This is a genomic window from Pseudomonas sp. NA-150 (assembly GCF_044336365.1).
GTDB lineage: Bacteria > Pseudomonadota > Gammaproteobacteria > Pseudomonadales > Pseudomonadaceae > Aquipseudomonas.
Window position 1 is genome coordinate 4377596 of record NZ_CP172305.1, and the last position, 11530, is coordinate 4389125.

The following is an 11530-nucleotide window of genomic DNA, read 5'->3' on the forward strand; positions in this document are numbered from 1 at the left end:
ATACGTCGGTCTGTAGGCGCTAGCACACCGCATCCAGCCGCTCGCCAACACGTTGGCTCACAGGCGAAGCGGTGCCTACACCGAAATGCGATCTCCTCAAGCGCCATCCAGCATCTTGCGAACCTTGCTAAGCAGTTCGTTCAACTGAAAGGGCTTGATGATCATGTCCATCTTTTCACCCAGAAAACTCTGCCGGTTCAGCGCGTTTTCGGCATAGCCGGTCATGAACAGCACCGGCAGATCGGCGTGCCAGCCGCGGGCGAGGTCGGCCAGTTGGCGGCCATTCATGTGCGGCAGGCCGACGTCGGTCAGCAGCAGGTCGATAGTCCGGTCGTTCTCCAGTATCGCCAGCGCGCTCTCGACACTCGCCGCCTGGGTGCAGCGGTAGCCGGTATCGACCAACAGCTCATTGACGAACATGCGCACCGACGCCGTATCTTCGACGATCAACACATGCTCGCCCTTGCCCCTGGTCGGCACGCTACTGGCGTCGATGGGCACCACGCTCATATGGGTGCCTGCCGGAATCATCAAGGTCACTTCGGTGCCACGGCCGACAATGCTGCGAATATGCGCGTCACCGCCCGACTGACGGGCAAAACCATAGATGGTCGATAACCCCAGGCCCGTGCCTTCGCCGATGGGCTTGGTGGTAAAGAATGGATCGAACACTTTGTCGATCAGGCTGTGGTCGATACCGACGCCATCGTCCTTGACCGTCAGCACCACGTAGGCGCCGTCCGCCAGCCGCAGATCGCCCTGAAAATGCGCGGTAAAGGTCGAGATGCGGATAGAGCCGCCATTGGGCAACGCGTCGCGCGCGTTGATCACCAGGTTGAGCACCGCGCTTTCCAGCTGGCTGGCGTCGGCCAGGGCTACGGCGTCTTTCGAGGTGAGGTCCAGGCTCAGGACAATGCGTTTGCCGATGGTCCGCCGCAGCAGGTCTTCGAGGGAGCGAATGTGTTCATTGACGTCGATTGGCCGGGTATCCAGCGGCTGCTGCCGGGCAAACGCCAGCAAGCGGTGGGTCAACGCCGCCGCACTCATGGCCGAAGCCAGCGCCGCTTCGGCGTAACGCATCACCTTGTCCGGCGTGCCTTCGTCGGTGCGCTTTTTGATTAATTCAATGCCGGTGATGATGCCGGTGAGCAAGTTGTTGAAGTCATGGGCGATGCCGCCGGTCAATTTGCCGATGGCGTCCATTTTCTGTACTTGCAGCAACTGCGCTTCGGTGCGCGCGTGCTCCGCCATTTCATGGGCCAGTTGCGTGCTGACCGAGTCCAGCTGTTGCAGATGGGTTTGTTCACGTTGACGATGCTCGGTGACGTCTTCGACGAACACCAGGCTCAAGCCCGGCGTGCGGTACGGCGAAATCTGCCATTCGGTCTCACGAGTCCCACCGTTGACCCGCATACGCAAGGTGCCTTTCCAACGCTCGCCAGCGGCCAGACCGTCGCGCAACTCCTGAATCATCGCCGCTTGATTGGGCGCGAAGCACTCCACCATGGTGTGTTTCGACAGGCTGAGCAAAATCAGCTGGGCGAACGCGTGGTTGCATTCCTGCACCTTCAGCTCGGCATCGAGCACGGCGATTGGCGCGGAGACATTGACGAAAATCTCGCGAAAACGCGCCTCGCTTTCGCGCAGTGCGTACTCGGTATCACGCACCCGCAACAAGGTGCGCACGGTGGCCAACAACACATCGGGGTCGATCGGATGAATCAGGTAGGCATCAGCACCCGCTTCAAGGCCGGTAATGATGTCGCCGGTCTGGATCGACGCCGCCGACACGTGCACCACCGGCAACAGCGCCGTACGGGGCTCCGAGCGTAACTGGCGGACAATGTCGAAACCGCTCATGTCCGGCAGATTGACATCGAGAATCAGCGCATCCGGGATTTGTTCGGCAATCAGCGCCAGCCCCTCCGTGCCAGTGCCGGCCTCCAGCACGCAAAACCCGTGACGCTCCATGCGCCGGCGCAAGGCATAGCGCGTCGCTGCGTTGTCATCGACGATCAGCAGCTTGAGTTCACGGGTCATTGCCAGGCTCCACGGCAATCGCCAATGGAATAATCACAAAGAACGTCGAACCCACGCCAGGCTGGCTCTCGACCCCGACACGCCCGCCGAGCAGCGAGGCGAAGCGCTTGCACAGCGACAAACCCAGCCCGGTACCGCGAAAGCGTTTTTGCAGGGGCGAGTTCACTTGGGAAAAATCTTCGAACAAGGTGCCGAGCAGCTCAGCGGGAATTCCGATGCCGGTGTCGTGAACGGCGAAGCGAATCTCTTTTTCGTTTTCCATCTGCGCCGACACCCTCACCTCGCCGCGCTGGGTAAATTTCAGCGAGTTGGAAATGAAGTTACGCAAGATCTGCGCAAGCTTCTTGTCATCGGTATACAGCCGTGGCAATCCCGCCGGCTCTTCGAAAATCAGGTCGACCGAGGACATGTCGACAATCGGCCGGAACATGCCGCGCAAAGCAGCAAACAGGTCGAGCATGTCGAACCAGGCCGGAGAAATGGTGATACGCCCGGCTTCGATTTTCGCCAGGTCCAGCAAGTCATCGACCATGTCACTCAGCTCCCGCGCCGCGCCGCTGACAAACGCGACCTGCTTGTGTTGCTCGGGGCTGAGCGGGCCATCGAGTTCATCGGTCAACAGGCTGGCGATGCTCAAAATCGAGCCCAGCGGGGTACGAAACTCGTGGCTCATGTAGGACAGGAAACGGCTCTTGAGGTCCGATGCCTGACGCAGTTGTTCCGCCTGAGTATCCAGCTCGGCATACAAGGCCAGAACCCCCTGATTGGTTTCTTCGAGTTCAGCGCGCAAGGCGGCCGTTTCATCGCGCAATTGCTGAAGTTCCAGCGACGCGGTGCTGGCGTCGTGGTCCGTCAAATCAGGCATTGGGAGTCTCCAGAGCAATCACCAGTACCGTCACGTCATCACGTCCCCGGCAATAATCGCGGTGCAACAAGGCCGCAATAACCGCTGGATGACGGAGCCCGAGTCCGGGGTAGTCCCTGATATTCCAGCGCGACTGCAGGCCATCGCTGTACATGATCAGAAGTTGTCCATTGACTTGAGGATAGTCGAAAGCCTGTGCCTTCCGAAATTGCAGGCCGACGATGCCCGGATGCGACGCCAGGCCACGGTTTTTTTCGCTGTCGATCAGGCTGCCGCCAATGTTGCCGATGCCCATGAACTGCAAGTGGTTGGCGTGTGGGTCGAATTGCGCGAACGCCAGTGCCCCACCGCGCGTACCTCGCATCGCATGGTGCATGTCATCCAGCAGCAAGGTTGGCGTTGCAAAGGGTATCGGTGCAAAGGCCGCGGCACCGGCCAGGGCCGCGCGCTCGGCCTCTTCGCCATGGCCCAGGCCATCAATGATCAGCGCACTGATGCCTTGATCGCTGTAGGCCAACGCCCAGACATCGCCACACGCCGGGTCGTTCTGCAGTGAGTGCTGGCTGACGCCAAAACGATAGTCCGCCGCCTTGTCCGCGCGCTGAAAAAAGCGCGCCAATAGCACTGAACCACGGGCATCGGCGTGGACGTCGAACACATCGGCCTGGCGCAGCACCGCGCCCAGGCCGATGCCTTGTGTGCCGCGCGTAGAGAAGCCGTCAGACAGACAATGATGGATATCGAAACCCGCGCCACGGTCCACTGCGATCACTTCAAGGCCCTGAAAAGCGCCCCTTGGTAACGCGCGCAGATGCAGTTCGCCACGGCCCGCGTGCTTGAGGATATTGCTCGTCAGTTCGGTGACCACCAGCGCCACCCGTCCCGAATCGGTGGCGTCGAAGCCCAACTGTTCGGCAAGCCTTTGCGCGGTGCGTCGGGCATGCCCGACCTGGCTGGTGTCCTCGATCGGCAACACCTGGGTCAAGGTACCGCGCAGGGTCAGGTCCATCGGGTGATCGTTATACGGGTTCCAGCGCCTGGCGTGGTGTCCAGCTCAAATTCGTCGACCAGCCGTTTGGCACCGGTCAGGCCCAGGCCCAGGCCACCGCCCGAGGTCCAGCCATCGGTCATTGCCAGCTTGATATCGGGTATGCCCGGCCCTTCATCGCGAAAGGTGATGCGCAATCCCACACGTGCGCCTTCGTCGAGGATCTGCCAATCCATATCACCGCCCCCGCCGTAGACCATGGTGTTACGCGCCAACTCGCTGACCGCCGTGACCATTTTGGTCAGATCAATCAAGCGCATGCCACACTCCTGCGCCAGTTTGCGTGCCAGCTGACGCGCGATGACCACGTCCTGTTCGATATTCACCGCGTGCGTACCCTGACTGCGTACCGTCATTGCTCAAGCACTCGTTGATGCAGCAATTTCATGCCGCGCTCGACATTCAACGCCGTGCTGACGCCCGGCAATGTCAGCCCCAACTCGACCAGGGTGATCGCCACCGCCGGCTGCATGCCCACCAGCACCGTCTCGGCATCCATGATCCGCGACAGGCCGGAGATGGTGCCGATCATCCGGCCGATGAACGAATCCACCATGTCCAACGCTGAAATGTCGATCAACACGCCCCGAGCCGAGGTTTTACTGATGCGTTCGGACAGGTCGTCTTGCAGCGTCAGCGCCAGTTGGTCATGCATGTCGACCTGGATCGTCACCAGCAGAAAGTCACCCATTTGAAGGATCGGTATGCGCTCCATACCCTCATACCGCCTTGGTGACGGTTACACCCAAACGACGCAGCGCCAGCGCCAGAGCATCCGCCAGGTTGGCCTTGGTGACCACGCCTTGCAGGTCGAGCCCCAAGTGGACGATGGTCTGGGCGATTTGCGGGCGAACGCCACTGATGATGCAGTCGGCGCCCATCAAGCGAATCGCGGTCACGGTTTTCAGCAGGTGTTGCGCCACCAGGGTGTCGACGGTGGGCACGCCGGTGATGTCGATGATGGCGATTTCCGAACCGGTATCGACGATCCGTTGCAGCAGCGACTCCATCACCACCTGAGTGCGCTGCGAATCGAGCGTGCCGATCATCGGCAGCGCCAGCACGCCGTCCCACAGTTTGACCACCGGCGTGGACAGCTCCAGCAACTCTTCCTGTTGGCGCTTGATCACCGCTTCGCGGGACTTCTGGAAGGTACGGATGGTGTGCATCCCCAACCCGTCGAGCTGCTCGGAAATCTGCCACAGCTGCTCGGCCAGCATTGCCGAATCATCGCGGTACTCGCCTTGCAGCACGGCAAACAACGCGCCCTTAAGCGAGAAAATGAAGCTGGCGGTTTGTTGTGAGTCCTGGCCCAGCAAGGCGCGGCTGTGGGACAGTTTTTCCAGAAACTGACGGGTTTCCTCCCAGTCGCTGCCGGCCAGGCTTTGAGTGGTGCCTTTAGCCCACACCTCAGTGAGCAGACGCAAGAATTCAGTACTTTGTTGCTTGAGCTCGTCTTCTTTCAGGTTACGGGTGGCGCCACTAGCCTCAAGGCTGGCCAGCCAGGTTGACGACAGGCTCGATTGCGCTTCTTTGAACGCGTTGACGGTGCGCTGTTGCAGTGCTGCCATGTGCTTAAACTCCTGTAGCTTGCCGTAAATACAGAATGTACTACCCGTCACAGCCTAGAACGCCTTGGCACAGCTTGCACGGGCACCCCATGTGAAAGAAATACCCCACCGCTCCATTTGCATGGAGAGAGCATGCGCCAGCTATCTATCTGAGTTAAACCCTTCTCGGGCTTGGATGAAGGCTATTTCAATGACCCATAAAATGGCCAGTGATTCAGTGGCCATTGCGTATTCAACGAAATAAAACCTCAACCGGCCCGATTGGTTGGAGCCAACTTGTTGGCGAGAGGCCGGAAGAGCTGTTCAGGTACACCGCCTCGCAAACACGTACGCTCCTGCAACCGCAGGGTCATTCCATTGATAACCGCCACGCATCAAACCATCAGCAATATGCATTTCTCACCAACCCGCGCCTGCCCCACTATCCCGCTCCTATAAAAATCATGCACCGCCAGTGCGTGGGACAAAATCATTCGGAGATCAGCAGATGGGTTCAGCTCAACAAGGGGCGATGTCCGCCCGTGGCAAGGCCAGTGCAGTGTTCCGGGTGACCTCGGGCAACTTCCTGGAACAGTTCGACTTCTTCCTTTTCGGTTTTTACGCCACCTACATCGCCGCGGCGTTCTTCCCGGCGAGCAGCGACTTTGCCTCGCTGATGATGACCTTCGCCGTGTTCGGTGCGGGCTTCCTCATGCGGCCATTGGGCGCGGTGATTCTCGGTGCCTACATCGATGACGTCGGCCGCCGCAAAGGCTTGATCGTCACCCTGTCGATCATGGCCAGCGGCACCCTGCTGATCGTGCTGGTGCCGGGTTATGCCAGCATCGGCCTGTTCGCTCCAGCGCTGGTATTGCTTGGTCGCCTACTGCAAGGCTTCTCTGCCGGCGCGGAGCTGGGCGGGGTTTCGGTGTACTTGGCCGAGATGGCCACGCCGGGCAAGAAAGGCTTCTTCACCAGTTGGCAGTCGGCCAGTCAGCAAGTGGCTATCGTGGTGGCCGCGGCACTGGGTTACGCGCTGAACCAATGGATGTCTGCGGCGATGATTGCCGACTGGGGATGGCGCGTGCCGTTCATGGTCGGCTGCCTGATCGTGCCGTTCATTTTCCTGCTGCGTCGCAAGCTGGAAGAGACCGAGGAATTCACCGCCCGCAAGCACCGCCCGAACATGCGCGAGGTGTTCCAGACCCTGCTGAACAACTGGCAGACCGTGGTCGCCGGCATGTTGATGGTCGCGATGACCACCACCGCGTTCTACCTGATCACCGTCTACGCGCCGACCTTCGGCAAGACCGTGCTCAATCTGAGCACCGCCGATGCGCTGATGGTGACCCTGCTGGTGGCCATTTCCAATTTCATCTGGCTGCCGATCGGCGGCGCGCTGTCCGACCGCATCGGGCGCAAGCCGGTGCTGCTGAGCATGACCACTCTGGCGATTCTTACCAGCTACCCTGCCCTGTCATTGCTGGCCCAGGCGCCAAGCTTCGCGCACATGCTGGAAGTGCTGCTGTGGCTGTCGTTCATGTATGGCCTGTACAACGGCGCGATGGTCGCCGCGCTGACCGAAATCATGCCGGTGGAAGTGCGCGTCGCGGGCTTCTCCCTGGCCTACAGCCTGGCCACTGCGGTGTTCGGCGGTTTCACTCCGGCGATTGCGACGGGCTTGATTCACTTCACCGGTGACAAGGCTGCGCCGGGTTACTGGATGAGTTTCGCTGCCGTCTGTGCGCTGGGCGCGACGCTGTTCCTGTACCGCAGCAAGGCAGTGAAACTGCGCCTGGCGCTCTGACATTCCCACCACAGGAGTAGCGTTGAATGAAAGCATTGTCCATTAACCTGGCCGCCTTCGCCCTGATCGGCAGCCTGCTGAGCAGCGCGGCGCAGGCCGCCGAACTCACGGTCATGACCTCGGGTGGTTTTACCGCCGCCTACAAGGCACTCGGCCCGGGCTTCGCCAAAGACACCGGCAACACCCTGGACACCATTCTCGGCCCGTCGATGGGCAAGGCCCCCGAGGCGATTCCCAACCGGCTGGCCAAAGGTGAAAAGGCTGACGTGGTAATCATGGTCGGCTACGCATTGGACGACCTGATCAAACAAGGCAAAGTGATCCCGGGCTCACGGGTGGAGCTGGCGGACTCTCCGATCGGCATGGTGGTTCGCGCCGGCGCCGACAAACCGGACATCACCTCGCTGGACGCGTTCAAGGCCACCCTGCTCAAGGCTAAATCAGTGGCGTACTCCGACAGCGCCAGCGGCGTGTATATCGAGCAAGAGATGTTCAAAAAGCTCGGCATCGAAAGCCAATTGGCACCCAAGGCGAAAATGGTGCCGAAGATCCCGGTGGCCACCGTGGTTGCCAACGGCGAGTACGAACTGGGCTTCCAACAGGTCGCCGAACTGCTGCCGGTTCCCGGCGTGACCTTTGTTGGCAAGATTCCGACATCGGTGCAATCGGTAACGCGTTATGCGGCGGGGATTCCAGTGAATGCCGAACACCCTGCCGAAGCCAGGGCGCTGCTTGCCTACCTGGCTTCACCCGCCGCTCAACCCGTGGTAAACGCCTCCGGGCTGGACTCAATCGCTCACTGACGGCTGCGCGGTTTTCATCTCGACGATCAGTCGCTCCAATTCCAGCGCCGCGGGGGTCAACGACCGCCCCCGGCGCTTGATCAGGCCAACGCTGCGAATCACCTGCGGTTCGGTCAGCGGCACACTGATCAGGATCGGATGCCCGGCCACCGGCATCGCCATCGCCGGCACTGCCGTCACCCCCAAGCCTGCTTCGACCAACCCCAGCATGGTCACTACATGCCGGGTTTCACAGATGCTCGGCCGCGCCGGGGTAATGTGGATCAGTGCCTGATCCAGCAGGAAGCGATTGCCGGAGGTTTTGTCCACGGCAATATAGTCCTGCTCGAAAAACTCGCTCCAGGTCACGCTGTCGCGATGGGCCAACGGATGATCGCGGCGGCAGGCCAACACGTAGGCTTCCTGCACCAGTAATTCGAACTCCAGCGCCGCGTCCAGGTTGCCCATGAAGCTCAGGCCCAGATCAGCCTCGCCACTGACCACCGCGTTATGCACGTCGTGGGCGCTGGCATCCAGCACCCGTACGCGGATCTTCGGGTATAGCTGGTGATAACGCGCCACCACCCGCGGCATGAAGTAGTAGGCGGCTGACGGCACGCAGGCGATGGTCACATTGCCCATGCGCGTCGACGCCACATCACTGATACCCAGCAGCGCGTCATCCAGGTCGTCGAGCAAACGTTGCGCACGCGGCGCAAAGGCACGCCCGACCATGGTCAGACTGACCCTGCGCGTGGTGCGCTCGAACAACTTGACCCCCAGCGCATCCTCAAGCTTTTCGATACGACGACTCAAGGCCGGCTGGGAAATGTGGATCGCCTCGGCGGCCTTGCCGAAACTGCCCTTTTCCACCACCGCGCGAAAGGCTTGGAGATCGTTGAGATCGAAGTTGATGGACATCGGGCACCGGGGGCCAGTGAAAAACCGCAAGAATACAACACAGCGTGTCAGGTATTTCGCGTCGTTTCATTCGCAACATTGACGCAGACACAGATCCACGGTGGGAGACGCCATGTTCTCAGGCAATACGCGTAACCCCTGTAGGAGCTGCCGCAGGCTGCGATCATCTGCGCAGCAGTCGTGTTCGCAGATTTGCTGAAGGTCCTTTGGACCTTATCGCAGCCTAAGCCGCAACGTTATATTGCGTTTTGCACAAAGGGCGATGCACTCACCACGCGCAACGCCAGGCCCTCATAGGCGTCCAGGGTGATGGTGAACTCGCCCTGAGCGGTCAGGTCACCTTCGACCCGCTCGTTAATGATGTCGACCACCGGGCCCGGGGCGATGTCCGGCAAGTGCAGGGTCTCGACGATCGCCTCGTTGCTGAAGTTCAACGCAGTAATTTGCGTGCCCTTCCCCGCCGGCAGCTCGTGGACCATGATCAGCAGCCCCGGATGCTGCACATCGGGAATCAGAATTTGCCGACTGGCGGCGATGTCATAGGCGCGCCGAACGGCGAGGATTTTCTTCAATTGCGAGGCAAACGAATCGCTGCGTTGCAACTGACTGGTAAGGCTTCCGTACAAGGTTTTTGGCCTCGGCATGCCGCCGGCGGAGTGCTCGGCATCGGGATCGAGGTCCACCAGGTCGTAGGCGCCACGATGAATCCAGCGTGTGTCGCCATCTGCCATCAAATGCGCCACCTGTTCCGCCGGCAGGGTCAGCGCACCCACCAGATCCCAGCCGGACAACGCAAACACGCCGGGCTGCATCGCGTTGAACATCACCAGCAACAGATGAATGTGCTGGATTTTCTGGATATCCGCAGCGGTGATCGCCTGCAGATCGCGAATCCCCAAGGCGGCAGTAATGATACTGGCGGTAGTGCACGACACCCCGTTAGTGACGAACTTAAGGTTATAAGGCGCATGTTCACCGGCCAGCCGTTCATACATTTCTTCGCGAATATGTTCTCGCAAAATATTGCCGGGAAGTGTCTGGCCTTGATAGTGATAACTGTCGTTGGCGTGCAGGGTCCAGAAATGCACTAGTTCAAGCGTTAGTTCATCGTGATTCTGCAAGGCATGAATCAGCGACGCCGGATCGATGCCGAATACGTGAACCTGACGCAGCATCAAGCGCAAAAATTCAGTGGTGCCCGTGAGCAAAGCGTGCTGATACGCGGGTCGGGTGATGAAGTCGTACGACAAGTCAGCCCCGCCGTGGGTCATGGACGCGATGTCGTCCAGGGTCAGGTTCAGCTCTTGAAAACTGAATCCTCCGGCCTTGCGAATCGCCCCGGCGAGCAGTTGATTACCCGTAATCGACAGCGGATGACTCTCCGACCAGGCATTGCCTTCCAGCTTGCGCTCGACCCCGAGAAAGCCGTTGGCGTCCAGGCGCAATACCCGCGCGCCCATCACGTCGAGGGCGTGCAGCGCATCGCCGATGATCATCTGTTGCGCGGCGAAACTGGGGTCCAGCCAATTGAGCGACGGCTGCCCTTCCTTGAAATAGTGCAGGTACACCCAGCGCCGTAGCTTGCCGTCGACACCGCAGACTGCGCCGGTAGCGCTCCAGTCGGTGTCTTTGATTCCTGGTTCGAAGAAGATCACCCGCTGCAATTGACCGACGATGTAGTGCTTGTCGCGTAGCGCGTCGACCACCTCGGGCAGCAGGTTGACCGCATCACGCTCGGGCGGCACCTCGGGCAGCAACGGCCAGTCTTCCTCGCGAATTTCCACCATGTGGTACAGGCCGGGGTAGTCTTCGTAGGCCATTTCAGCCAAGCGAAAATCCGCGCCTTTGCCGGTGTGCGACGGAATCACATCATCAATCACCACCGCGTTGTGCGCGGCGGCGATGCGACTCAGGCTCGACAGCTGTGCGTCGGTGCCCAGTGCGGGGTCGATGTCGAAACTGATGCGGTCGAAGTTGCCGTCAATGCTCGGTGTGCGCTCACGACCACGCAGGCCGCCGGAGGCTTTGAGCGGGCCATTGTGAATGCCCTGCACCCCAATGTCCGACAAGGCATGCCACAGACTTTCATCGCCAAGCGCTTCGAGTACCGAGCCGCCCTCTCGGGTGATGATCGACGCCGGGTACGCGGTGAACCACACCGAGGCAATGGCCGAGGCGTCGCGCGGGCGGGCCTGCGCATAAGGCCGTTGCCACAGGCGGCCCTGCCCTGAATACAGCTTTGCCCGCTGTTTTGCCGCGTTGAGCATCGAGTGCTCAACCAGCCAATCCACGTACTGCTGGTCCGGGGTCGTCATGCTGTCGTTTCACTCCGTTTAAACGTCTGGATGGGCACAGATGTCGCCCTCGAATCGCTGGTGCCAGAGCGGCCAACCCCGCCTGCCAAGCATGCGGTCTCTATAGGAGCTGCCGAAGGCTGCGATAAAATCAGAAGTTTCGCCGCGATTCAGTGCCCATCGCAGCCTTCGGCAGCTGCTACAGGGATCGGTCTTCGATCCG

General features: G+C 60.4%; 10 protein-coding genes. 2 read left to right on the forward strand and 8 right to left on the reverse strand.

Features of this window, described 5'->3' with window-relative positions; genetic code table 11:
• Positions 1 to 96: 96 nt before the first annotated feature.
• The 6 genes from ACF0H7_RS20745 to ACF0H7_RS20770 are packed head-to-tail and all read right to left on the reverse strand — an operon-like array spanning position 97 to position 5524.
• Entirely contained in the window at positions 97 to 2040 is a 1944-nt protein-coding gene (locus tag ACF0H7_RS20745; RefSeq protein WP_397448738.1) for a response regulator, read from the reverse strand.
• Positions 2030 to 2905, reverse strand: a complete 876-nt coding sequence (locus ACF0H7_RS20750) for a sensor histidine kinase (protein ID WP_397448739.1) — start codon at positions 2903 to 2905, stop codon at positions 2030 to 2032. Before ACF0H7_RS20750 ends, ACF0H7_RS20745 begins: the two co-directional genes overlap by 11 nt.
• Positions 2898 to 3914: an ATP-binding protein gene (locus ACF0H7_RS20755; protein ID WP_397448740.1), complete on the reverse strand. Its 1017-nt coding sequence runs from the start codon at positions 3912 to 3914 to the stop codon at positions 2898 to 2900. The genes ACF0H7_RS20750 and ACF0H7_RS20755 overlap by 8 nt, the downstream gene beginning before the upstream one ends.
• A complete protein-coding gene (locus ACF0H7_RS20760) occupies positions 3905 to 4309 on the reverse strand; it encodes an anti-sigma regulatory factor (RefSeq protein ID WP_397448741.1) in 405 nt (134 codons plus the stop codon). Before ACF0H7_RS20760 ends, ACF0H7_RS20755 begins: the two co-directional genes overlap by 10 nt.
• Positions 4306 to 4668: an STAS domain-containing protein gene (locus tag ACF0H7_RS20765; protein WP_397448742.1), complete on the reverse strand. Its 363-nt coding sequence runs from the start codon at positions 4666 to 4668 to the stop codon at positions 4306 to 4308. The genes ACF0H7_RS20760 and ACF0H7_RS20765 overlap by 4 nt, the downstream gene beginning before the upstream one ends.
• A 4-nt stretch (positions 4669 to 4672) precedes the next feature.
• Positions 4673 to 5524 carry an STAS domain-containing protein gene (locus tag ACF0H7_RS20770; protein ID WP_397448743.1) on the reverse strand — a complete coding sequence of 284 codons (852 nt, stop codon included), beginning with the start codon at positions 5522 to 5524 and terminating at the stop codon, positions 4673 to 4675.
• A 487-nt stretch (positions 5525 to 6011) separates the two neighbouring features.
• On the opposite strand from ACF0H7_RS20770, the gene ACF0H7_RS20775 reads away from it, so the two are divergent.
• Both ACF0H7_RS20775 and ACF0H7_RS20780 read left to right on the forward strand, forming a co-directional pair.
• Positions 6012 to 7310, forward strand: coding sequence for an MFS transporter (locus tag ACF0H7_RS20775; RefSeq protein WP_397448744.1), 1299 nt, complete (start codon positions 6012 to 6014; stop codon positions 7308 to 7310).
• Between the two features lie 26 nt (positions 7311 to 7336).
• A complete protein-coding gene (locus ACF0H7_RS20780) occupies positions 7337 to 8113 on the forward strand; it encodes an extracellular solute-binding protein (RefSeq protein ID WP_397448745.1) in 777 nt (258 codons plus the stop codon).
• Here ACF0H7_RS20780 and ACF0H7_RS20785 read toward each other — a convergent pair.
• Together ACF0H7_RS20785 and treS are read right to left on the reverse strand one after the other, a co-directional pair.
• On the reverse strand, positions 8099 to 9013 hold the full coding sequence (locus ACF0H7_RS20785) for a LysR family transcriptional regulator (RefSeq protein WP_397448746.1): 915 nt from the start codon (positions 9011 to 9013) through the stop codon (positions 8099 to 8101). The two genes, ACF0H7_RS20780 and ACF0H7_RS20785, sit on opposite strands and share 15 nt — an antisense overlap.
• 236 nt (positions 9014 to 9249) lie before the next feature.
• Positions 9250 to 11328, reverse strand: a complete 2079-nt coding sequence (gene treS / locus ACF0H7_RS20790) for a maltose alpha-D-glucosyltransferase (RefSeq protein ID WP_397448747.1) — start codon at positions 11326 to 11328, stop codon at positions 9250 to 9252.
• Between the last annotated feature and the right edge of the window lie 202 nt (positions 11329 to 11530).